Origin of the sequence: Acetobacter sp. DmW_125128, from assembly GCF_008704325.1 — a bacterium.
GTDB classification, from domain to species: Bacteria; Pseudomonadota; Alphaproteobacteria; order Acetobacterales; family Acetobacteraceae; genus Acetobacter; species Acetobacter oryzifermentans.
The window spans coordinates 1-20,431 of sequence record NZ_VHOP01000010.1 but is presented as its reverse complement, the minus strand read 5'-3'; the positions used below and the strand labels follow the sequence as shown (position 1 = coordinate 20,431).

Genomic DNA, 20,431 nt, shown 5'->3' with positions numbered 1-20,431 from the left:
CAAGCTAGATACGTGGAGACAATAAATGCGCGAGACTGGAGAGCATGTGCCAAAAATGTATCCCGGATATTTTAGCCGAAAAATATCCCACCCCCCACACAGTAAGAGCGGCACGTAACAAAATAATAAAAGCGCATAGCAGAGGAGGAAATCCCTCCATAGATTTTGATGTAGTAAGTAAGCACAAGAATAAATAGAACTGAGATCCTAGGTATTTTATAAATCCAGAGAATGAGGAATATGTGTTGGACCACGCATTAAAATTAATGCCTCGGGCAAATATTTCTTGGCGTCGTATACGTCCTTTTTCCCACTGATTTTCTGTCGTTAATAGAAACTCGCGCGCGATAGCTGAAAGCGCATGGGCGAAGAAAAACATGTCCATGCCCATGATGATCATATTACCTGATATGGAAGACCATTCCTGCGGCTGCGCAATATGAGGCAAGCAAAGGTAGAGCGCGATCGTGGTCAGGCCGCTCGTCAAGATGCCCCTGAAGAAGGGGCGGATAAATTCAGGCCCCCCTCTGACGAGACCGTACCAGGTTCCGGCTGCAGCTACGGAGGCGACATAGACCCAGATCGGAAACTGGCCGCAATCCGGATGTTTGTCAGTCCACAGGAATGCCATAAGTGTAAGGACGGCGGGTGCGGTGACAGTTTCATCAACGGTTTCAGACCGCTTGCCAATGCGGAGCAGCCAACGGACGATCCTGCCGGTTTTTCCTTTGGAAAAGTGATAATCTTTATCGTCGTTGTCTTTATTTCGGTCGTTTTCTATTTGGTTCGACATCGTTCTTTTCATCTACATGATTTTCGGTTTCTTTAATGGCGGCATAGAGACTCTGTACTGACGCCATCGCCGTGTCGTAGGTGAAATGTTCGCCGTAAACCATGGATGCCTGAAACCGATCGAAGGAATCACGACATTCTGAATTCGTCATAAGATAGGCTAACGCCTGTTCGGTGCCTGCCTCCGGGTCTGCGGCATACGCAGGGAACCACCTCTTAAACTGCTCTGCGTCACTGACCATGATCTGTCTGGCAAGTGTCGAGACGCGAGGCAGATCGAGATGGGGTAGGATGCAATGCAGGTCGTAGACGTGCCGGATCAGGAAGCGGTCATAAGCGTCTGTTTTCCGTCCTTCCAGATAACCTGCTGTCCGACGGGTCAGGGCCACGAATTTCTCTGCAGCGGTCTCGTCCACGGAAATGCAGGTGATCTGCTGTATCTCTGGTTCGCAATTCGTCGCCTCGCTGACGAACGACCGGACCGATCTTTCGACGGTCGGGAGAGCGGCGGGGGCATATGTCAGTTCGACGAGAAGGTGCGGGCGCAGTTCGACGTCTTCGCCCGTGCTGTCCGCATAGCTCAGCTCGGCGCAGATATAGTGGTTTTCATTTTTCGCGGAAATGACCGGATCGGGAAACCCGAGGTCTGCGGTGATTTTTCTGATGGTCTCCTTCAGGGCGCCCAGAATTTTCCGGGCCGCATTCTTACTCGACGGCAGCGGTGTAATCGCGATCTTCAGATCCACGTCTTCCGACATTCTGGCGACCAGCCGATGAGCACGAGCAAGGCACGTGCCGCCAGCAAAAACCAGACTTATCCCTTGAGGGAGGTCCGTATGCTGAAGTGCTGCCAGCACCTCGACAACGCGGTAGTCCTTTTCCACGAGAGATGCTGATGACAGGTCAAGCGCATCGGCAACCTCAGCGAGCAGATCAGGCGTAAGGCTTTTCAAACCGCGCCTCGAGGTTTCGGTAGCGCAGTTTCCGGTTGAACCGGCTCTGGACTTCGAAGACCGGATTGGCCTGAACCTGTGTCGTGCGTCCGTTATTGTACTGTTGGACCGCATCGGACTCCCGCCAGTTGACCTTCAGTTTGCTGAGAGTCTGACGTACGGCTCCATCAAAGCCGCCGCGGACGGCAAGCATCGGGCGACCAGTCAGGCCGTTCGTTTTCACGCGGGCGTAGACCCCGTAGCCCAGACGCGCGATCTCGCCTTCGACAATGAGCTGTCGAAGGGCTCTTTTGACACTGTCATATTCGCCAAGGTCGGCGAAGTCACGCGGCACGAAGACGTCGCTGCGTGCGCGGCGAATGCGTGTCTTCAGCCGATCTTTCAGTGTTCTGGTGCGACGTGGCTGGGTCATGATGACCTCAATGGACCTCCCTGATGCTCCTGCACAGTAACAGAAACAGGACATTCCGATCCACAAAAATAGGACATCCTGCTGTTTGTCAGGACCATCGGAGAGGGCGCGTTTTCAGTCGTTCAACGCGTCTTTCAGGGCCTTGGCGGGCGTAAACGTCAGCTTGCGGGAGGCAGCGATCTGGATCTTGTCACCGGTCGCCGGATTGCGTCCTTCCCGGGCCGGCACGTCCTTGACCTTGAATTTGCCGAAGTCGGGCAGGGAGATCTCCTCGCCTTTTTTGGCTGCGGCGGTCATCGCCTCCACGAGCGCATCGAGCACCTTGCGGGTGTCGGTCTTGCTGGCGTCGGTTGTCTCGGCGATCTGATCGACCAGTTCGGAAATTTTCATGTGCAATGCCTTCTGTAGGAATGGTTCAGGCGTAAGCCTCGCAAAACCGTTACGAAGAGATTGTGGCGGCTTCAAGCCCCGCGTGCCCCGGATGTGCGGCAGCGGAGAGGGAAAGGGTGGTTCTGAACCGGGTGGTTCCGGTGCGGGAGAGGGAGGCGTGCCGGGACCGTCCGTCTTTTTTCCCCGGAGACTTCCGTCATGGATTGGCCTGTAACCCCTATCGGTGAGACGAGCGGTCACGCCGCCGCACGACTGCTTCTCGCCCATCTCGAACGCGGTGAGAAACTGGACGCCAGCCGGTTGCGCCAGGCGATGGAGAGCGCCTTCAAGGCCCCTGATGCGACAGGCGCGTGGGACTGGAAAATGGCTTATGACGCTGCCGAAGCCGCGTCCGTCCTGTTCCTGCGCCGCTATGGACCGGCCCTGATGGCCCGCGCCTCGGGCGATGCGGATCTCCTCACCAGCATTGCACGGCTTGCGTCCCTTATGCCCTCGCAGACGCGTCGGTCGGACGACAGCCAGACCTGGCAGCAGTTCTCAACGCCTCTGCCACTGGCGTTCTGCCTGATGCGGGCGGCGGGTCTCGCGCGCGGCGAGCACGTACTCGAACCGTCCGCCGGGACCGGTCTTCTGGCCATCTTCGCCGAACTGGCCGGTGCCTCGTTGACCCTCAATGAATTGGCGCCGGGCCGTGCTGACCTGCTGGCAGCGCTCTTTCCGGCAGCCCGCCTGTTCCGGCATGACGCCGCACAGATCCACGACTATCTGCCGCAGAGCATTCAGCCGGATGTGGTCATTATGAATCCGCCCTTCTCGGCGACGGTGCATGTGGCCGGTCGCTCACCTGACACGACCTTCCAGCACATCGCCTCAGCACTGGACCGGTTGCGGCCCGGTGGTCGGCTGGTCGCCCTGACCGGCCTGTCCTTCTGCCCTGATAACCCGCGCTGGACCGATGGTTTCTCCACCCTTCAGGCCAAAGCCCGTCTGGTGTTTTCGGCGGGTGTCGCGGGGCCGCTCTATCGGCAGCATGGCACGAGCGTTGAAACGCGGCTTCTGGTGTTCGATCGCACACCTGCTTCCGAGCCATCGCACTTCATCGCGGCCCACGGCACGGCCCCGGATTTTCCGACCCTGCTGGGCTGGATCACCGGTGATCTGCCGTCCCGTCAGCCGCAGACGCGCCAATCGTCGCCAGTGTTACGCTCTGCTGCTCTTTCTTCGCCTCGCACTGTGCGTGGCTATATCGGGCGTAAGGCCGCCGCCGCACCGCGTCACAGGACGGTCCCGGAGATGCAGGACGTACTTCTGTCATATGACATCCTGCCGTCGGATGAGCATGGAACCGCGGCGACACGTCTGTCTGATGCCCTGTATGAGGATTATCGTCTCCAGACCCTCGCAATTCCCGGCGCCCGGCCGCATCCCACCAAATTGGTCCAGTCGGCTGCCATGGCCTCGGTGCGCCCGCCCGGGCCTTCCCACAAGCCAACCCTCCCTGATCCCGTCATCCATGACGGCCTGCTCTCCGACGCCCAACTGGAATCCGTCATCTATGCTGGCCAGGCCCATGATCGCTTTCTGGCAGGTCGGTGGAAAGCCGATCACACATGGGACATCCTCACCCGTGTCGGTGAGGACGATCCCGATGGTGTCCGGTTCCGCCGGGGCTGGTTCCTTGGCGATGGCACCGGCACCGGAAAAGGCCGCCAGGTCGCGGGTATCATTCTGGACAACTGGCTCAACGGCCGCAGGCGCGCGGTCTGGGTGTCGAAGTCGGACAAACTGCTCGAAGACGCGCAGCGCGACTGGTCGGCGCTGGGAATGGAACGGCTTCTGGTCACACCTCAGTCGCGCTTTTCGCAGGGCACCACCATCCGTCTGACCGAGGGCATCCTGTTTACCACCTATGCCACGCTCCGGACGGAAGAGCGTGGCGCGAAAGCCTCCCGCGTCCAGCAGATCGTCGAGTGGCTGGGGGCTGATTTCGACGGGGTCATCATCTTCGATGAAGCCCACTCCATGCAGAATGCCGCCGGCAGCAAAGGGCAGCGGGGCGATCAGGAAGCCTCCCTGCAGGGGCGTGCCGGACTACGACTGCAACATGCCCTGCCGGACACGCGGGTGGTGTATGTCTCCGCCACGGGTGCGACCTCGGTCCACAATCTGGCCTATGCCCAGCGTCTGGGCCTCTGGGGCGGGGAGGATTGCCCCTTCGTCACGCGGGCCGATTTCATTGCCGCCATCGAGGCCGGCGGTGTGGCGGCCATGGAGGTGCTGGCGCGCGACCTCAAGGCCATGGGGCTCTATACCGCCCGGTCGCTCTCCTATGACGGTGTCGAATATGAACTGGTCGAGCATCAGCTCACGCCAGAACAGATCCGCATTTACGATGCCTTCGCCCAGGCGTTCATGGTCATTCATAACAATCTCGATGCCGCCATGCAGGCCGCCAACATCACCGGAACGGACGGTACGCTGAACCGGCAGGCCAAGGCCGCAGCCCGCTCGGCCTTCGAGAGCACGAAACAGCGGTTTTTCAACCATCTGATCACGGCCATGAAAACCGTGACCCTGATCCGCGCGATCGAACGCGATCTGGCCGAGGGCCATGCAGCCGTCATCCAGCTTGTTTCAACGGGGGAGGCCCTGACCGAACGGCGGCTGGCCGAGATCTCGCCGGAAGACTGGAATGATTTGCGGATCGATGTGACGCCAAGGGAATACGTCCTTGGGTATCTGGAACATTCCTTCCCGGTCCAGCTTTACGAACCCTATAGCGACGGGTCGGATCATGTGTATTCACGGCCGGTCTTTCACGATGGCAAGCCTGTCCTGAGCCGTGAGGCCGTGGCCCGGCGGGATGCGATGATCGAACAGCTTGCAGCCCTCCCGGCACTGCCTGGCGCGCTTGATCAGATCATCCAGCATTTTGGCACCGATGCAGTAGCCGAGGTGACCGGCCGCTCGCGGCGCGTGGTGCGCAAGGGGGATCGGCTTGCCGTGGAAAGCCGACCCGCCGCCGCCAGCCTGATCGAGACCCAGGCGTTCATGGATGACGCCAAGCGCATTCTGGTCTTCTCGGATGCCGGAGGCACCGGCCGGTCCTATCACGCCGAACTTTCCGCTGCGAACCGGCGTCTGCGGGTGCATTATCTGCTGGAACCCGGCTGGAAGGCGGATGCCGCCATTCAGGGGCTGGGTCGCACCAACCGGACCAATCAGGCGCAGCCGCCTCTGTTCCGGCCGATTGCCACGGACGTAAAAGCGGAAAAACGCTTTCTCTCCACCATCGCCCGCCGGCTGGACACGCTGGGCGCCATGACCCGGGGCCAGCGCCAGACGGGCGGGCAGGGGCTGTTTCGCCCGGAGGACAATCTCGAAAGTCCCTATGCGCGCGATGCGCTGCGGCAGTTTTACCGTCTTCTCGCCCGGGAGAAGGTCGAAGGCTGCACACTGGCGCAATTCGAGGATGCGACGGGTCTGTCCCTGGTCGATGATACGGGCCTGAAAGACAAGCTTCCGCCGATTTCCACGTTCCTCAACCGGATGCTTGCCCTGCCGGTGGCGCTGCAGAACCTGCTCTTCGCGACGTTCGAGGATCTGCTGGCAGGCCGTGTCGAGGCGGCAGTGGCGGCGGGTGTCTATGATGCGGGTCTGGAAACCCTGCGCGCAGACAGTTTCACCATTCTCGCGCGCCAGACCATTCACACCCATGCGGAAACCGGCGCGGACACGGAATTGCTGACCATCCGGGAACGCCGGCGGTCAGAACCCGTTACGTTGTCGCAAGCACTGGCTCTGGGACGGGAGCGGGAGTCCGGTCTTGTGCGCAATACCCAGTCCGGGCGGGTCGCGGTGCGTGTTCCTGCACCCGGTCTGGTGACGGAAGACGGGGAGTTCGAGTGGCGTGTCCGGCTGGTCAGGCCCATGGACACGCAGATCCTCTCGCGTGACGCCTTCGCGGCGAGCCACTGGAAGCCTGTGGATGAGGACACCTTCGCGGCCTTGTGGGAGGCGGATCTGCGCACGGTCGATGAATTCGTCGAGACCGAGTTCCATATGGTGACGGGGCTGCTGTTGCCGGTCTGGAAAAGCCTGCCGACGGACCATGCACGGGTCTACCGGTTGCAGACCGATGACGGTGAGCGCGTGCTTGGCCGGCGCGTGCCCGTGGCATGGGCCACCAGTGCCGGGGCGACTGGCAGTCTGTCGCCGTCCGGGCAGGACGCACGCACAGCCTTGCTGGACGGCGGAACGGTCCTGCATCTGGCCGAACGGATGCAGGTGCGGCGGGTCCGTGTGATGGGGCGGCCGCGGATCGAACTGACCGGCTTTACCGAAGGGATGCGGGAACGTTTGCGGGCCTACGGCCTGTTTTCGGAAATCATCTCGTGGACATTGCGGTTTTTCGTGCCGGTCGATGAGGCGGGCGATAAGGTTCTGGAACGGCTCTTCGAAACCTGGCCGATTGAGCGCGTGACGGAAAGGGAGGCGGCATGATGGCGGAGCATGATGCACGGGACCTGTCACGCCGTCTGGCGGAGAACGCCGAGGCGGTGTGCCGTCATTACCTCTCGGCCGGGCGACGGCATGGCAATTACTGGCTGGTCGGCGATGTTCGTAACACCCCCGGCCGCTCGCTTTATGTCCGCCTGCATGGCCCTTCGGAAGGGCGCGGGGCCGCCGGGCGCTGGACGGATGCCAGCACCGGTGCGTTCGGCGATCTGCTCGACCTGATCCGTGATTGCCTCGGTCTGATCGAATTCCGCGACGTTGCTGACGAGGCGCGCAGCTTTCTGGCGCTGCCTCAGCCTGAACCTGACCGGGCGGCGGATCGCCCGCGAACGTCCCCGTCGCACCGGCCCGGGACGGGAGGCAGCAGCACGGACGCCGCACGCCGCCTGTGGGATGCCAGCCGGCCCCTGTCCGGTGTCGCGGCTGTCTATCTGCGGGGACGCGATCTGACGCGCTGTTCCCCTTTGGCTGCCCTGCGTTTTCACCCCGACTGCTACTATCGCGCTGATGCCGACAGTCCGCCCGAGACCTGGCCCGCGATGATCGCCGCCGTCACCGATCTCGGAGGTCGCGTCACCGGCGTTCATCGCACCTGGCTGGCGTGCGATGGACGCGGCAAGGCGCCTGTCGCCATACCCCGTCGGGCGATGGGCGATCTGCTCGGCCATGCCGTGCGTTTTGGCGCAGCCTCTGACGCTCTGGCGGCAGGCGAGGGGATCGAAACGGTGCTGTCGCTCCGCGAGGTCATGCCCGATCTGCCACTGGCCGCCTGCCTGTCCTCGGCGCATCTCGCCGCCATGGCGTTTCCGCCTGCCCTGCGCCGCCTCTACGTGCTGCGCGATGACGACCCGGCCGGCGACCATGCGGTGACGACCCTGCTCGCCCGGACGCAGGAGGCCGGGATCGAGTGCCTTGTGCTGTCACCGCGTCTGGCGGATTTCAACGATGATCTGCGCTATCTCGGGCGCGGGGCGATGCGGGCGATCCTGCATCCCCAGCTTGCCCCGCAGGACGTGGCGCGGTTCCTGCAACCCGTCGCGCACTGAGGCGGGCCGGGAAGGGGGTGTGGGGGCATCGTTTTTCCTTGTCGTGCGGGGCTGTCCTGCCTTGCTTCCGGGTGGGGCACGCCCGCGGGCCTTTTAAGAGGGGGAGCGGGCGTCAGCCAGGCCGGGCCTGCAATGGCGGAGCCGGCTATTTTCCGCCGCGCCCTCACACCCCACGCGGCAGGCCGCGTGGGGACCCCGGTTCGGTGCGCTTTGCATCGCGAAGCAAAATAGCCGTCTCCCTGCCATCCTCCACTGCGTTCCGGCCGCGCGTGGCGCGGTTCCGGTCCGGCCTTCGTCTGCCGCTATCCGCCCCTGGAAAGGCCGCGAGGGGCGCGGCCGAGACCGGAGGACAGACCCATGACCCGCACACAGGACGATTTCGAACCCGCACACGCTACCTCTTCCACCGCCCATGTGCTGGCGGAACTCCAGCTTTATGGCCACCGTCCCTTCGAGGACGAGCCGGACCCGAGGCCCTTGCCTGACGCCAGCCAGATCGAGGGCGCGGTCGCTGACATCTTCGATGCCCTGTCAGCCACGCTGACCGACACGCGGCTGGAACCCGATCTCGAACCGCTGCTCTGGTCCACGGTCAACGTCTTTCACCGCATGGTCGGGCAGGTCGAACGGGATCTCGATCGCAACGAGGCAGCGCAGAAGCGCAGCCAGCAGGAACAGGATGGCAGCGAGATCCGCTCGGTGGAACTGGAACGTCTCATCGCCGAGGGCCTGACCCTGCTGGAGCGACGCAACGCTTACGAGATATTCCGCGACCTCGCCTGCGACCAGTTTGAACGTCTGACCATGTCGCCCTGGCGACCGCGTTCCGGTTCGCTGGTCAGCCGCAGCACCCTGACGGCGTCGATGATCGATAGCCGCGATTTCCTCAACGCCCGCCGCAAGGCCGAAGCCGAACTGCTCGTGCCTCCCGGGCCAAAGGTCGCGGTCACTGGCGGCCTCGATTACGAGGACCATATCCTGATCTGGAACCGGCTGGACAAGGTGCGCGAGAAGCACCCCGACATGGTGCTGCTGCACGGAGGTTCCCCCAAGGGCGCGGAATTCATCGCTTCCCGCTGGGCCGATCACCGGCAGGTCGCGCAGATCGCCTTCAAACCGGACTGGAACCGGCACGGCAAGGCTGCCCCGTTCCGGCGGAACGACGCCCTGCTGAAAGTCCTGCCCGTCGGGGTCATGGTATTTCCGGGATCGGGCATTCAGGACAATCTGGCCGACAAGGCGAAGCAGATGGGCATCCCGGTCTGGCGGTTCCGCAAGGACAGTGGCGCGTGAGCGCCATCGTTCTCCAAGAAGGGTATATCAACATCCGTGGTGAGAAGAGTTTATTCTTTCGATATGCTTTTATAAATGCAGGAGATGCTCTGAACGCCGCTATAGGCACCGTCGATATGAAATGGTTTCCCCTCTTCGCAAAGAAGACGCCGATAATAGTCGCCATCTCCCGATACTCGACCCGTGCCTATTTCGGGAACTGGCTGAATTTTTTTGATTTCAATCCGATGTCCGGAATAGCAGGTATGTGCCTTGAATTCTTTGTCCAGATCCTCCGCGCTCCTGTTCTTTCCGATCTCGTTTACAGCATCGACAGAACAGGACGATACGCTCTGAGCACTCGCCGCAGATATATTGGCCAGCATAAATCCAGAAAAAATGGGAAGAACGAAAAGACCGGCCTTCATGATAACGAGTTCCTCTTTTCTATACGAAAGCATTGAGTCGATCGCACAATGTAGAAATGCAAAATAGAGATATATCAACATATGACTTCGATAAAGTGCGCCTTCGCAACCTGTTTCCACACTGAAGGAGATTAAGCCGGACTGCCCCACCCCTCACGCCGGACTGGAGGAGGGAAGAACTTTTCCCCGTTCCGGCTGCGGGGACGATGGATGAGGGAGGCGGTGGTCCCCTTCCGCGTCGGTGAACAGGTCGAAACTGCAGTGGCGAAGCAGGGATCGTCCAGCGGACAACTGGCTGCCCAGCCTTCGTTGAAACGACGGGTCCATAGAATGCGGCTCGAACCGTTTGTAGCAGGGACGCGGCAGATAGGGGCGGGTGTCTCTAGCCGCGATCCGCGCCAACAGCAGGTAAGACGGTCGCACCGGGCGAGCGCGATATCCTCCTATGTCGCACGTTCCCCACCTGTCGGACCGGTCATGCCGGCATCGTCTCTCCATGGGCTGGCGGGTCCGCACACCATGGCCTCTGTCGGATGGCTGATCTAGCCGAAGACCGGCTGCGCCTCGATCGGCTGGCCGCAACGGCGTTCCGGAACTTTCTTCCCCTGCCGGCTGCGCCGTCATTCCTCGCGAGACAAGAAAGTTCCGGCCCTGCCGTCCTCCGCTGCGCTACGGCCCTGAAGGGTGCTGTGCCGCTCGCCTCCGGCTGGTCGATCGCCATCGAGGCCACGGTGGTCGCGGCCCGATAACAGCATGGAGATACGACAATGGCTAACATCGGTTCCTTCAAGAAGGTGGGTGAAGGCTTCGAAGGCGAAATCGTCACCCTGGCCCTGCAGGCCCGCAACGTCCGCCTGGTGGCGGAAACCAACCGGGCCAACGACAACGCCCCCAACTACCGCGTCTACCTCGGACGGGTTGAACTCGGCGCCGCATGGACCCGCCGCTCCAACGAAGGCCGCACCTATCTGAGCCTGAAGCTGGACGATCCCTCCTTCGCCGCCCCAATCTTCGCCAACCTGTTCACCGACGAGGAAGGGGAAGGCTACACCCTCATCTGGACCCGGCCGCGCAGCCGGAACGGGGAGTAATGTCCCCACCACCAACCCCGCCCGGTCTCCCCGGGCGGGGCCTTCCGGGCTTCTTTTCCCACGTGCTTTTCCGGGGCGCGGGCGGCAGCGCTGGTCGCCCGACGTGAGGCACAGGAGGAATACGAGGCTTTCCCTCAGCCTTCCCATTGTACCATGCGCGAGGGCGAACCGCGTCAAGGACACGTGGTCCCCCCAATTTTGCCCGACGCACCCTTCGGGCACGCCGAACAAAATCGGCTCCCCCACGCGCCGGCAGGCCGGTCGCCTGCGGCGATCCCTGACCCGGTCCACCCCGGCATGAGCCGTCCGTCCTGTCTTCGAGAAACGAAAGGAGCAGGACGATGACCACGTTACACGACCACATTCAGATGCTGCGTGCCGAACTGACCAGCTTTCACCTGAGCCGTCGCGAGCGCCGACAGATCGAGCGCGAACTGGAGCATGCCATGGCGCAGATCGCAGCGACGCACCGGCGCTCGGACGAATGAGCCGGGCGGAACGGCAGTCCCATGCATGTAGGTGGGGAACACTTCTGGTAAGCCTGTTTGAGCAAAACATCCCCGCCAGATCATATTGGGTACATCTTTTTTTCTGGAATAACTACCGAACGGTACGTATTATAATGTCCCGTAATGTTTGCCGGAGGTGGAGATGATTGTCATCGGGTTCATCTCGTGGGTCTTGGGGATCGGACTGCTCTGTTGGGTCTTCTTTAGCCTTGTATCCATTGTCGTGCCCACAATGGCGGGACTGATCGTCTTCTTCTGGACATATCGCATGGGTGCCGGATTGGCGGCCGTTCTTCCTGCCATTATTGCTGGTAGTCTCGTACTATGGCTATTTCGGGTAGCGCTGACGACGGCCCGGCGTCCCGAAATCAGACTTGCCGTAGTGCTTGCCTTCTGTTTTCCGGCCTCTGTTGCGGGATACTTCGCCACAACTGGATTGGCCGAGATCGGCATTTCTTCTCCGCTCATGCGGATCATCCTCGGAGTGTTGGGTGCCGCTGTCGTCGGGGCGGCCTCTTTTGCGCGGCTTGCCCCTGACGCTGATCTTGTGACCGGAACATTCCCTTCTCGACGCAATTAGCGCGTCCCTGGCGCTGTTCGGGCGCAACGGACGTTTGCCGACACGAACCGATCAGATGCTGCTTGTGATTGATCTTTGGATGACGCGTCCACGTGATGACAGGAGATTGGCCGACGATGGAGACACGACCCGATTGGTATAGTCCCGGATTTCTGGACAGGGCGTTCACGCTCGACCTCCCTGATTTTGCGCAGGAGTTCCTCTCCCTGAATCAGGATTATGTGCGTGGATACCATGCATTTACCGGACTCTCCGACTCAGACGAGACGGTCCGCCAGCGCAATCTCGATGCTTTTGCACGTCAGTGGGGCCTCCGATTTCCCTGTTGACCCGTCCATCCCTGCGTGGGCTGCCCCTGCGCTTTGGGCGGCGGAGGCTCTCTCTGCCATCATCGCGCTGGTCCGCGCCCCTGAAATCTACACAGCCGCCACATTTACACCCCTGATCCTGACACCACACATTCATGCCGCAACCGCCGATGACGGCCTTCACGTCATCATGGGAGATCGGGCCGGACCGCTGCGGTTATGGATCGCCGATGACTGCCACGGCAGACCCGCTGTCGTGATTCCTCTTGATGAATCCTGTTGGGTACGTCTTCATCATTTGCGTCGCTTCATCGAGCATCTGTATGGCAGGAGGAGCGGTCCGTTGCCCAACGTCTTTCGCCCCACACGCTATAGAATCAGGCGTCTTGCCCACGCCTTGCAGGCGCTCACCGCCAAACGTTCCGGCGCCACGGCGCGTGACATCGCGGCCCTGACGGACCCCGAAGTGAAGTCTCTGAGCGGCTCTCTGTGGAAAGACGTTCACCAGCGTGCCCGCGTCGAACGCCTGCTGACGCTTGGGGAGCAACTTGCCGCCGGCGAATACCTCGCCTTGCTGCAATATGGTCGTCGTGCATTTCCGCAGACGACATCGCACACTCCCTGCTGAAAACAACCGTCTTCTCCATAAGGTGTTCTGATTCGCCTCGCCAGTAAACGCGACGCGGCGCCCACTGAACATAGTCTGTCTGCCGTGCTGATGGGGTGGACGATTCCTTGGGAGCCCCCTGTTTTCGTCCACCACCCCCGGCCTTTTTTTTCGCCAGTCTCCGCCCCGGTACGCGGCGTTACGCCACGTCCTGTTTCAGTGGAGAATAGTCATGGTCAGGAAAAGGCCCCAACCGAGACCGGCCCGGCATCTGCGGACCCCACAGGCTGCTGAATGGCTCGGTATTTCACCAAGAACACTTGAACGATACCGCACAATTGGCGGTGGTCCTGTCTTCTACAAGCTCGGTAACCGCGTCACCTATACAACTGGAGATCTGAAAACATGGGTCGAAAACGGCCTTTCAAAGTCTATTTTCTCTAAAAATTACATCCTCATGCGCGCGGGTGTCGCACGGCGCGGAAAGGGGCGATCATGACCCCCTGCATGCCCCGTCTCTTCATGTCCAACGCGTTCTTTGCGCTGGGGAAGGGACGCCGTCACGCCCCGCTGCGCTTCAGGCAGGGCAGTCAGAACATCCTCGTTTCGTCTCCGATGGCGCTTGCGACCATATGGGACGCTGACATCCTGATCTGGGCAACATCGACGATGATTGCGGCGCAGCGTTGCGGCGCCCCGATCCCGACAGTCCTTCAGGCCACACGGTATGAGATCCTCGGCTTTCCGGGGCGCTGCGTCTCGGGTGGGTATTACGAGCGTCTGCCAGACGGGCTCGAACGCCTCAGCCGGACCAATGTCGTCATGAGCGCGTCAGAATGGACTGATGAGCAGACCGGCGCGCCGTGGATCGAAGACTGGCGGATCTCCGCCGGCTTCGTCCAGATCCGTCTCGCCGGCTGGGTGCGCGAAGCGGTTCTCACGCCAAGGGCCGTGCTCGCGCTTGACCCGGCGTATTTTACCCTCACTAGCGGTCTCGAACGACTGCTCTACCTGATCGCACGCCGCCATGCTGGACGGCAACGTGACGGGTGGGTTTTCGAGGTCGCCCATCTGCACCGCAAAACAGGAATTACCCAGACGCTCACAGCGTTCGTGGCGATCCTCCGGCGCATAGCCCGCAGCAACCCGCTTCCCGGTTATCGCATCGAACTGTCCGATCTGAACTGGCCGGAACGCGTGCGCCTGAAGCCCGCTCTCGATGCATCTGTGGATAAGTCTGTTGATATCCCTGTCGATAATTTTGTGCGGACACGCCTATCGACCAGTGAATCCACGCCTATCGCGTGCGAAAACCATCGATAAGGGACTGGAAAACAATGACAAATCGTCTCTCTCTAAAGAGTCTAAATAGACTCTCTTTGTACATGTGTACCGCGTGCGACCCAATGTATGGCCCATGGCGTGCGATCTTCTTCGCGCCGCAGGGCTGCGACATACGCCGAACCAATATCGGGAACGGTCCGTTTTTCCCGTCTCCTGTTCCACCTCGTCGGAGCCGTGGCCGCCACCTGAGCGGACGACGCGGGCAGGGCGCTGCGGAGACATCGTCATGACGCTGCTCTGCGGCGACTGCCGCAACCTCATGCCGGCGCAGGGGCCGTATGACCTGATCCTCGCCGACCCGCCCTACGGCGAAACCTCCCTGTCGTGGGATCGGCGCGTCGAGGGCTGGCTGCCGCTGGCAGCACAAGCCCTGACGCCGTCCGGTTCGCTGTGGGTGTTCGGTTCCCTGCGCAGCTTCATGGCGACCGGGACGGACTTCCGCACGGCCCGCTTACGGCTCGCGCAGGAGATCGTCTGGGAGAAGCAGAACGGCAGCGTGTTTCACGCCGACCGCTTTCGGCGTGTTCATGAACTGATCGTGCAGTTCTATCCCGCGACCGCCCGCTGGCAGGACATCTACAACGAAGTGGCTACCACGGACGACGCCCGGGCGCGGACGGTGCGCCGTAAGCACCGCCCGCCGCACACCGGCGCCATCGCGGCATGCACCTATCGCAGCCTCGACGGCGGCCCGCGTCTCGCCCGCTCCGTGCAGCGTTTCCGCAACGTTCATGGGCGCGCCATCCACCCCACCGAAAAGCCGGTGCCGCTGCTCGACCTGCTGGTGCGCGTGAGCTGCCCGCCTGACGGCCTCGTCGGCGACTGGTTCGCCGGGTCCGGCGCGGCCGGCGTCGCCTGCCGACTGGCCGGCCGCCGCTATGTCGGTTGCGAAATCGACCCGGACATGGCGCGGCGCGCCCGCGATCGCCTTGCCACCATCCTTCCCTTTCCCGTCGGAGAACCGTCATGAACGATCTTCGTGCTCCTACCGGTGCGCAGCTCGATCTGGTCTGGATCGAGACCCGCATCGAGCACTGGTTGCGCTTCGGCATTCCCGAGACCAGCGTCAGAATTGACCGCCACAGACGCCGCGTGAGTTTCGCAGCAGGCGATGTGTTTGCCCTGATGCGCTGGCTTGCCAGCGACACGGGCGCCGTCACGGTGTCCATCGACATTGTGCGAGTTATGCCGCCGGGCGAGCCATGCGCCGTTCTGCCATGGATCACGGGCGCTGCCGACAGGCTGCTGCGTCAGACCGGCGACGGGCCAGTCCGCGCGGTGCTCGATGCTATCACCCGCATCGAACGGCAGCCGTTTGACCCGCGCACTGTCTGCCCGGATTACTGGCGCGATCTCGACGCGCGACTGCGGGCCGGGCTGCGGCCCCCTCTTTACTGTCGCGCCCGCCATGAGGCGTGGCTCTGGCGGAGAACCGCGTCATGACCCGGCGCGGCTGGTTGTTCACCACCTATTTCGCAGCACTCACGACACTGGCGACGACCGGTATCTCGCCCACGCCACACTGGATGTGGAACGCCACCGCCAGCGTGCCGGTCGGGCTGTATCGGGTCACGCCGACGGCCGCTCTGCGCGTCGGCGACATCGTGGCGCTGCATCTGCCCGAGCGCGACGCGACGCTGCTGGCGACGCGCGGCTACCTGCCCTTCGGCGTGCCGCTGCTCAAGCCGGTTGCAGCACTCGCCGGTCAGACCGTCTGTCGTGTCGGCCTGCGTGTCACCATCGACGGGAAGACGGTCGGAGAGGCCAAAGCCGTTGACCATCGGGGGCGTCCGCTACCCGGGTGGCGAGGGTGCCGTCATCTCGCGCCGGGGCAGGTCTTCGTCATGAACCCGGCGGTCCCGGCCAGTCTCGACGGACGCTATTTCGGTGTCCTGTCGGCCGACACCGTGATCGGTCGTGCCACCCCTGTCTACCTGCGCACGGGCGAGGCAGAGCCACCGCCTCCGCAGTTCGCAGCGCTTCCGGATCTGCCGGACCCGCGACCACGGTTCCCCACGATGCTGGTGCGTCCAGCGGTTCAGCGGCCGCCCGAGCCGCCGCTCGAGTGACGTCGCCAGACCTTTTCACAATCCCTGACACGAAAGCTCTCAACCCATGACCCACATCGGTGTCTTCACGCGCACGGCGAGCGGCTTTGCCGGCCGCCTGCGCACACTCGCCCTTGACGCGGAACTGACCGTCGTTCGTGCCGAGAACGCGAACGCGGAGCACGCGCCCGATTATCGCATCCATCTCGGCGATAATGCCGAAGCACCGGAGATCGGGGCAGGGTGGACCCGTACCGGGGAACGAGCTGGCGAATATGTCTCGGTGCTGCTGGATGATCCTTCATTTGTCCAGCCGATCCGCGCCACCCTGTTTCAGGCCGGTCGTGGCGGTCGTGTCTGGAACCTCGTCTGGACGCGCGCTGCCAGGCGTCAGGGAGGCCGGGAATGACGCTTGCCCGTCTCCGGCTCGGCTATGCCGACCCGCCCTACGTGAACTGCGCCCACCTCTATCGCGGACAGCCGGACTACGCGGGCGAAGTCGATCACGCAGCACTCGTCCGACATCTCGATGCGACCTATGACGGCTGGGTGCTGCACGCCGCCGCGACACCGGCGTCGATCGCTACGCTGGCCCCACTCGTCATGGACACCGGTGCGCGCTGGATGGTCTGGGTCAAAGGCTTCGCTGCCTTCAAGCGCAATGTGCCAGTCGCCTATGCGTGGGAGCCGGTCATCATCAAGGCGGCGCGGCGCCCTGTCGTCAGCCGTCGCCAGGTGATGCGGGACTGGATTCAGGAGAGCATCACCCTGCGTCGGGGACTGACCGGAGCGAAGCCCGAGGCGGTGTGCCACTGGGCGTTTGAGTTGCTGGGCGCCCGGCCCGACGACGTGCTGGACGATCTCTACCCCGGCACCGGAGCCGTGACCCGGGCATGGGAGTCGTGGCGACGGAAGTTCGTCCTGCCACAGCTCTCCCTCTCGCCGCCGAAACGTCACCCGGATGATCCACCGCTGGACATGCTCATGCCGGAGGATTTGTGATGTCGACACCGGTTTTCTGTCGATGGGGCACCCTGACGGTTGCCCGGTTCGGGCTCGCGCTGGCGCTCTCGCCGGTTCCGGTCCATGCACAGGATCTCGACCCACTGGTAAGGGAGGCGGCTCGTCAGGCTGCTATCCCGCCGTCATGGATACACGCCGTACTGCGCATCGAGAGCGACGGCGATCGGCATGCCATATCATCGGCGGGCGCCATGGGGCTGATGCAGATCATGCCCGCCACCTGGCGTGACCTGCGCCGTGCCCTCAATCTCGGCGCTGATCCTTTCGACCCGCATGACAACATCGTCGCCGGCGCCGCCTATCTGCGCTGGCTGCACGACCGCTACGGGGACGCCGGGTTTCTGGCCGCCTATAACGCCGGTCCCGGACGCTATGACGAGCATCTGGCGACCGGTCGACCGCTGCCCGACGAGACGCGGGCTTACGTGACTGCGGTCGCACGTCGGATGGGGGACAACGCTGTTTCGACATTTCTTCGTCAACTGCCGAAGGCTTCGCCAGTCTCGCACATTTCCACCGAGAAGCTGTTCGTCGGTCCTGTGCGGGCTTCAACGAGTGGGACGATGACGACCGGCGTGAGCCTTGTTCCATCGGCTTCACCATCGGATCTCTTCGTTTCGGTCGGCTGGAGGGATGGACCATGACGGCATGGTGCATGCTGGCTCCTGCCTCGTTGCCACGTCCGGGTTTGGATGGGCACAGAAGGACGCTGGGGGAGGGGGTTGCGTATAGGCAGGATAAAAGCCGCGAGGTGCGGCACGGTTGGGGGTGGTTTTGTGGCGGGTTTCTGCGGATTTTCGGCACCCTCTGCGAGGTGCGCGGAGCTTTGAAGCCTGCCGGTTCCCGTTTCTGGCGGTTTACCGCCATTTCGCGCACATCGCGGGCATTAGCATGAAGAATGACGACGATTTCCGGGTTCGTCCCGGACGCATCCGTTCCCCTGGCGCCCAGCGTGCACGTCCCTTTATCGCGCAGGCCCTGGCGGCAACCCAGCGTGCTGGGGGCATGGGGCGGGGACGTCAGGGAACTGGAGGAAGTGGTCGCTCGACCTTCGGGCGTGGCCGTGTCGCGAGCGCGCATGCCAACCGGTTTCTGACCACCCGATCGCGTGGGGTGGTGATCAAGGCCCGCGTGGTGAAGCACGGCCCTCGGGCCGCACCGCTGACGCCCCACCTGCGTTATCTGCGCCGCGAGGGCGTCACGAAGGACGGCGCGAAGGCAAAGATGTTCGGCCCGGAACAGGACGAAGTCGATCCCAAAGCCTTCGCCGAGCGCTGTGCCGATGACCGTCACCATTTTCGTTTCATCGTCTCGCCAGATGATGCGGTGGAAATGGCGGACCTGAAGCGCTTCACGCGCGATCTTATGATGCAGGCTGAGCATGATCTCGGCACGAAGCTCGACTGGGCGGCGGTTGATCACTGGAACACCGAACATCCCCATGTCCATGTCATCGTGCGCGGCAAGGCGCAGGACGGCGAGGACTTGGTAATCTCGCGCGATTACATCCGTGAAGGCATGCGTGGTCGTGCGCAGGAACTCGTGACCCGCGAGCTTGGTGTGCGCAATGACATCGAGATCCGGCGTGCCGTCGAACGTCAGGTCGAGGCGGATCGCTGGACGCAGCTTGACCGCCAGCTTCAGCGCGATGCAAATGAGCACGGGATCATCGACATGCGTCCCACGCCCGATCGCCGGTCCGATACGTTCGAGGTACTCAAGGTGGGCCGTCTCCGGCGCCTGGAAGGCTTGGGGCTGGCGCAGCAGATCGGGCCGGGTCGGTGGGCGTTGGAGGAACACGCGGAGGCCACGCTGCGTGAGATGGGTGAGCGCAACGACATCATCAAACGGATCCACCGTGGTCTCGCCGAGCAGGGCGTCGAGCGCCCGCAATCCTCGTGGGTGCTGGCCGCCGAGGAAACCGCCCATCCCGTCATCGGCAAACTGGTCGGGCGCGGGCTGGATGATGAGCTGAAGGGTACGGCCTTCGCAGTGGTGGATGGGATCGATGGGCGTACGCACCACATCCATCTTCCGAGCCTGGAGGCAACCACCGACGCTCCAATGGGGGCGATCGTTGAATTGCGCCGGTTCGAGGACGCAAAAGGACGGGCACGTGTTGCGTTGGCGGTGCGGTCGGACTTCACACTAGACCAGCAGGTGGAGGCGCAGGGGGCGACGTGGCTGGACCGACAGGCTGTAGCGAAGGAACAGCCGGAACTCGGGGGTGGTTTCGGGGCTGAGGTGCGGGATGCGATGCGTCAGCGCGTTGATTATCTCGCACGGGAGGGGTTCGCACAACGGGAAGGGGGGGAGCGCGTCAAGTTCGAGCGTGGCTTGCTCACTGCGCTCCGTAATCGGGAGGTAAGGGCACTGGGCGAAAGGCTTGCGCTGCAGGAGGGAAAGGCCTTCGACTTTGTTGCTCCTGGCGACAACGTGGCCGGTGTCTATCGGAAACGTCTTGCTCTTGCATCAGGGCGGTACGCGATGATTGACAACGGCTTGGGCTTTCAACTTGTCCCGTGGACGCCATCTCTGGAGAAACAGATCTGCAATGCGGTCTCCGGGGTGGCGAAGAGCAATGCATCTATCGCCTGGGAATTCTCGCAGCGACGGGAGGCGGGGATTGCGATGTGAGCTAAACAGACAAATCGAATGTGAACGATATCAACGCTGTCGAGTTTTGGTCTAAATTAAACAAACAATCTATAATGGTTGTCTCAATCTTTACGTAAATATACAAAGTGGTTTTGCCTCAAGCCCCCATAATAAACCTGAAAATATCTCTTTTATAGACCTACGAATCCACTTCGTTGAAAACCTCAGGTTTAAAGTTCTTCCCCCATAAGAAGATCCTTCGGCGTCGCCTCAGAGAAGAGACAGAGCTTGGTGAAGTTTAGGTGTCCCTAGGGAAAAAGAGGAAGCTCTACCGACTCAGGCTTCGTCTGTCCTGACATAGCGGACCACAATGTCGCTCATTCTGATGATAAAGGGGGAAATAGGCGCGAATGGGCGGGCTAGACCTTAGAGCCTGATCCGAAAGTTTTTGAACAATACCAGCATGTTGTGATTCATTCGTCTTTGCGAAGAGATGGAGTGAATAGTGGCAT

General features: G+C 62.1%; 24 protein-coding genes. 19 read left to right on the top strand and 5 right to left on the bottom strand.

Going from position 1 to position 20,431, the window contains the following annotated elements:
- Nucleotides 1–4: 4 nt before the first annotated feature.
- From FKW19_RS04170 to FKW19_RS04160, 4 genes are all read right to left on the bottom strand, one after another.
- On the bottom strand, nucleotides 5–793 hold the full coding sequence (locus FKW19_RS04170) for a hypothetical protein (RefSeq protein ID WP_035378688.1): 789 nt from the start codon (nucleotides 791–793) through the stop codon (nucleotides 5–7).
- The gene (locus FKW19_RS04165; RefSeq protein WP_052051222.1) at nucleotides 762–1,745 is read right to left on the bottom strand and encodes a nucleotidyl transferase AbiEii/AbiGii toxin family protein; all 984 of its coding nucleotides are present in this window, start codon (nucleotides 1,743–1,745) and stop codon (nucleotides 762–764) included. The genes FKW19_RS04170 and FKW19_RS04165 overlap by 32 nt, the downstream gene beginning before the upstream one ends.
- The gene (locus FKW19_RS15360; protein WP_035378686.1) at nucleotides 1,726–2,157 is read right to left on the bottom strand and encodes a hypothetical protein; all 432 of its coding nucleotides are present in this window, start codon (nucleotides 2,155–2,157) and stop codon (nucleotides 1,726–1,728) included. The genes FKW19_RS04165 and FKW19_RS15360 overlap by 20 nt, the downstream gene beginning before the upstream one ends.
- A gap of 114 nt (nucleotides 2,158–2,271) precedes the next feature.
- Nucleotides 2,272–2,547, bottom strand: coding sequence for an HU family DNA-binding protein (locus FKW19_RS04160; protein ID WP_035378684.1), 276 nt, complete (start codon nucleotides 2,545–2,547; stop codon nucleotides 2,272–2,274).
- Nucleotides 2,548–2,745: 198 nt separating this feature from the next.
- On the opposite strand from FKW19_RS04160, the gene FKW19_RS04155 reads away from it, so the two are divergent.
- The 3 genes from FKW19_RS04155 to FKW19_RS04145 all read left to right on the top strand — a co-directional run bounded on the left by FKW19_RS04155 (nucleotide 2,746) and on the right by FKW19_RS04145 (nucleotide 9,404).
- Nucleotides 2,746–7,050, top strand: a complete 4,305-nt coding sequence (locus FKW19_RS04155) for a bifunctional class I SAM-dependent methyltransferase/DEAD/DEAH box helicase (protein WP_150150574.1) — start codon at nucleotides 2,746–2,748, stop codon at nucleotides 7,048–7,050.
- Complete coding sequence (locus FKW19_RS04150) at nucleotides 7,050–8,111, top strand: toprim domain-containing protein (protein WP_035378747.1); 1,062 nt, start codon at nucleotides 7,050–7,052, stop codon at nucleotides 8,109–8,111. The genes FKW19_RS04155 and FKW19_RS04150 overlap by 1 nt, the downstream gene beginning before the upstream one ends.
- A 357-nt stretch (nucleotides 8,112–8,468) precedes the next feature.
- The gene (locus FKW19_RS04145; RefSeq protein WP_035378681.1) at nucleotides 8,469–9,404 is read left to right on the top strand and encodes a DUF2493 domain-containing protein; all 936 of its coding nucleotides are present in this window, start codon (nucleotides 8,469–8,471) and stop codon (nucleotides 9,402–9,404) included.
- Nucleotides 9,405–9,454: 50 nt separating this feature from the next.
- Here the strand turns inward: FKW19_RS04145 and FKW19_RS04140 are convergent, their stop codons facing one another.
- On the bottom strand, nucleotides 9,455–9,811 hold the full coding sequence (locus FKW19_RS04140) for a hypothetical protein (protein WP_123809148.1): 357 nt from the start codon (nucleotides 9,809–9,811) through the stop codon (nucleotides 9,455–9,457).
- Between the two features lie 533 nt (nucleotides 9,812–10,344).
- On the opposite strand from FKW19_RS04140, the gene FKW19_RS04135 reads away from it, so the two are divergent.
- The 16 genes from FKW19_RS04135 to FKW19_RS04065 all read left to right on the top strand — a co-directional run bounded on the left by FKW19_RS04135 (nucleotide 10,345) and on the right by FKW19_RS04065 (nucleotide 19,958).
- Nucleotides 10,345–10,560, top strand: coding sequence for a hypothetical protein (locus FKW19_RS04135; protein ID WP_035378676.1), 216 nt, complete (start codon nucleotides 10,345–10,347; stop codon nucleotides 10,558–10,560).
- Between the two features lie 18 nt (nucleotides 10,561–10,578).
- The gene (locus FKW19_RS04130) at nucleotides 10,579–10,902 is read left to right on the top strand and encodes a DUF736 domain-containing protein (RefSeq protein ID WP_035378674.1); all 324 of its coding nucleotides are present in this window, start codon (nucleotides 10,579–10,581) and stop codon (nucleotides 10,900–10,902) included.
- Between the two features lie 341 nt (nucleotides 10,903–11,243).
- Complete coding sequence (locus FKW19_RS15355; RefSeq protein WP_164076296.1) at nucleotides 11,244–11,390, top strand: hypothetical protein; 147 nt, start codon at nucleotides 11,244–11,246, stop codon at nucleotides 11,388–11,390.
- A 289-nt stretch (nucleotides 11,391–11,679) separates the two neighbouring features.
- Nucleotides 11,680–11,991, top strand: coding sequence for a hypothetical protein (locus tag FKW19_RS04120; protein ID WP_150150575.1), 312 nt, complete (start codon nucleotides 11,680–11,682; stop codon nucleotides 11,989–11,991).
- 95 nt (nucleotides 11,992–12,086) lie between these two features.
- Nucleotides 12,087–12,320 carry a transcriptional regulator domain-containing protein gene (locus FKW19_RS16060; RefSeq protein WP_370512885.1) on the top strand — a complete coding sequence of 78 codons (234 nt, stop codon included), beginning with the start codon at nucleotides 12,087–12,089 and terminating at the stop codon, nucleotides 12,318–12,320.
- Nucleotides 12,226–12,927: a DUF2285 domain-containing protein gene (locus FKW19_RS04115; RefSeq protein WP_237390106.1), complete on the top strand. Its 702-nt coding sequence runs from the start codon at nucleotides 12,226–12,228 to the stop codon at nucleotides 12,925–12,927. Before FKW19_RS16060 ends, FKW19_RS04115 begins: the two co-directional genes overlap by 95 nt.
- Before the next feature lie 211 nt (nucleotides 12,928–13,138).
- Entirely contained in the window at nucleotides 13,139–13,405 is a 267-nt protein-coding gene (locus FKW19_RS04110) for an AlpA family transcriptional regulator (RefSeq protein WP_081938982.1), read from the top strand.
- 8 nt (nucleotides 13,406–13,413) lie between these two features.
- Nucleotides 13,414–14,229 (top strand): replication initiator protein A, encoded by an 816-nt coding sequence (locus FKW19_RS04105; protein WP_157772959.1) that lies wholly within the window; start codon nucleotides 13,414–13,416, stop codon nucleotides 14,227–14,229.
- Between the two features lie 247 nt (nucleotides 14,230–14,476).
- Nucleotides 14,477–15,220, top strand: a complete 744-nt coding sequence (locus FKW19_RS04100) for a site-specific DNA-methyltransferase (RefSeq protein ID WP_035378666.1) — start codon at nucleotides 14,477–14,479, stop codon at nucleotides 15,218–15,220.
- On the top strand, nucleotides 15,217–15,693 hold the full coding sequence (locus FKW19_RS04095) for a DUF2840 domain-containing protein (RefSeq protein ID WP_035378664.1): 477 nt from the start codon (nucleotides 15,217–15,219) through the stop codon (nucleotides 15,691–15,693). Before FKW19_RS04100 ends, FKW19_RS04095 begins: the two co-directional genes overlap by 4 nt.
- Nucleotides 15,690–16,319: a S26 family signal peptidase gene (locus FKW19_RS04090; protein ID WP_035378662.1), complete on the top strand. Its 630-nt coding sequence runs from the start codon at nucleotides 15,690–15,692 to the stop codon at nucleotides 16,317–16,319. Before FKW19_RS04095 ends, FKW19_RS04090 begins: the two co-directional genes overlap by 4 nt.
- Before the next feature lie 46 nt (nucleotides 16,320–16,365).
- Nucleotides 16,366–16,707 carry a DUF736 domain-containing protein gene (locus FKW19_RS04085; RefSeq protein WP_035378660.1) on the top strand — a complete coding sequence of 114 codons (342 nt, stop codon included), beginning with the start codon at nucleotides 16,366–16,368 and terminating at the stop codon, nucleotides 16,705–16,707.
- The gene (locus tag FKW19_RS04080; RefSeq protein ID WP_035378658.1) at nucleotides 16,704–17,300 is read left to right on the top strand and encodes a hypothetical protein; all 597 of its coding nucleotides are present in this window, start codon (nucleotides 16,704–16,706) and stop codon (nucleotides 17,298–17,300) included. The genes FKW19_RS04085 and FKW19_RS04080 overlap by 4 nt, the downstream gene beginning before the upstream one ends.
- Nucleotides 17,300–17,965, top strand: a complete 666-nt coding sequence (locus FKW19_RS04075; RefSeq protein WP_081938981.1) for a lytic transglycosylase domain-containing protein — start codon at nucleotides 17,300–17,302, stop codon at nucleotides 17,963–17,965. Before FKW19_RS04080 ends, FKW19_RS04075 begins: the two co-directional genes overlap by 1 nt.
- Nucleotides 17,962–18,216, top strand: coding sequence for a hypothetical protein (locus FKW19_RS04070; protein ID WP_150150576.1), 255 nt, complete (start codon nucleotides 17,962–17,964; stop codon nucleotides 18,214–18,216). The genes FKW19_RS04075 and FKW19_RS04070 overlap by 4 nt, the downstream gene beginning before the upstream one ends.
- Nucleotides 18,213–19,958 (top strand): VirD2 family relaxase/mobilization nuclease, encoded by a 1,746-nt coding sequence (locus FKW19_RS04065; RefSeq protein WP_035353783.1) that lies wholly within the window; start codon nucleotides 18,213–18,215, stop codon nucleotides 19,956–19,958. The genes FKW19_RS04070 and FKW19_RS04065 overlap by 4 nt, the downstream gene beginning before the upstream one ends.
- Nucleotides 19,959–20,431 lie beyond the last annotated feature (473 nt).

What these genes read in the sequence shown, in the direction of transcription:
- FKW19_RS04170 (WP_035378688.1), bottom strand. Translation starts at nt 793, where the DNA reads ATGTCGAACCAAATAGAAAACGACCGAAATAAAGACAACGACGATAAA.
- FKW19_RS15360 (WP_035378686.1), bottom strand. Translation starts at nt 2,157, where the DNA reads ATGACCCAGCCACGTCGCACCAGAACACTGAAAGATCGGCTGAAGACA.
- FKW19_RS04160 (WP_035378684.1), bottom strand. Translation starts at nt 2,547, where the DNA reads ATGAAAATTTCCGAACTGGTCGATCAGATCGCCGAGACAACCGACGCC.
- FKW19_RS04155 (WP_150150574.1), top strand. Translation starts at nt 2,746, where the DNA reads ATGGATTGGCCTGTAACCCCTATCGGTGAGACGAGCGGTCACGCCGCC.
- FKW19_RS04150 (WP_035378747.1), top strand. Translation starts at nt 7,050, where the DNA reads ATGGCGGAGCATGATGCACGGGACCTGTCACGCCGTCTGGCGGAGAAC.
- FKW19_RS04145 (WP_035378681.1), top strand. Translation starts at nt 8,469, where the DNA reads ATGACCCGCACACAGGACGATTTCGAACCCGCACACGCTACCTCTTCC.
- FKW19_RS04140 (WP_123809148.1), bottom strand. Translation starts at nt 9,811, where the DNA reads ATGAAGGCCGGTCTTTTCGTTCTTCCCATTTTTTCTGGATTTATGCTG.
- FKW19_RS04135 (WP_035378676.1), top strand. Translation starts at nt 10,345, where the DNA reads ATGGCTGATCTAGCCGAAGACCGGCTGCGCCTCGATCGGCTGGCCGCA.
- FKW19_RS04130 (WP_035378674.1), top strand. Translation starts at nt 10,579, where the DNA reads ATGGCTAACATCGGTTCCTTCAAGAAGGTGGGTGAAGGCTTCGAAGGC.
- FKW19_RS15355 (WP_164076296.1), top strand. Translation starts at nt 11,244, where the DNA reads ATGACCACGTTACACGACCACATTCAGATGCTGCGTGCCGAACTGACC.
- FKW19_RS04120 (WP_150150575.1), top strand. Translation starts at nt 11,680, where the DNA reads ATGGGTGCCGGATTGGCGGCCGTTCTTCCTGCCATTATTGCTGGTAGT.
- FKW19_RS16060 (WP_370512885.1), top strand. Translation starts at nt 12,087, where the DNA reads ATGACAGGAGATTGGCCGACGATGGAGACACGACCCGATTGGTATAGT.
- FKW19_RS04115 (WP_237390106.1), top strand. Translation starts at nt 12,226, where the DNA reads ATGCATTTACCGGACTCTCCGACTCAGACGAGACGGTCCGCCAGCGCA.
- FKW19_RS04110 (WP_081938982.1), top strand. Translation starts at nt 13,139, where the DNA reads ATGGTCAGGAAAAGGCCCCAACCGAGACCGGCCCGGCATCTGCGGACC.
- FKW19_RS04105 (WP_157772959.1), top strand. Translation starts at nt 13,414, where the DNA reads ATGCCCCGTCTCTTCATGTCCAACGCGTTCTTTGCGCTGGGGAAGGGA.
- FKW19_RS04100 (WP_035378666.1), top strand. Translation starts at nt 14,477, where the DNA reads ATGACGCTGCTCTGCGGCGACTGCCGCAACCTCATGCCGGCGCAGGGG.
- FKW19_RS04095 (WP_035378664.1), top strand. Translation starts at nt 15,217, where the DNA reads ATGAACGATCTTCGTGCTCCTACCGGTGCGCAGCTCGATCTGGTCTGG.
- FKW19_RS04090 (WP_035378662.1), top strand. Translation starts at nt 15,690, where the DNA reads ATGACCCGGCGCGGCTGGTTGTTCACCACCTATTTCGCAGCACTCACG.
- FKW19_RS04085 (WP_035378660.1), top strand. Translation starts at nt 16,366, where the DNA reads ATGACCCACATCGGTGTCTTCACGCGCACGGCGAGCGGCTTTGCCGGC.
- FKW19_RS04080 (WP_035378658.1), top strand. Translation starts at nt 16,704, where the DNA reads ATGACGCTTGCCCGTCTCCGGCTCGGCTATGCCGACCCGCCCTACGTG.
- FKW19_RS04075 (WP_081938981.1), top strand. Translation starts at nt 17,300, where the DNA reads ATGTCGACACCGGTTTTCTGTCGATGGGGCACCCTGACGGTTGCCCGG.
- FKW19_RS04070 (WP_150150576.1), top strand. Translation starts at nt 17,962, where the DNA reads ATGACGGCATGGTGCATGCTGGCTCCTGCCTCGTTGCCACGTCCGGGT.
- FKW19_RS04065 (WP_035353783.1), top strand. Translation starts at nt 18,213, where the DNA reads ATGAAGAATGACGACGATTTCCGGGTTCGTCCCGGACGCATCCGTTCC.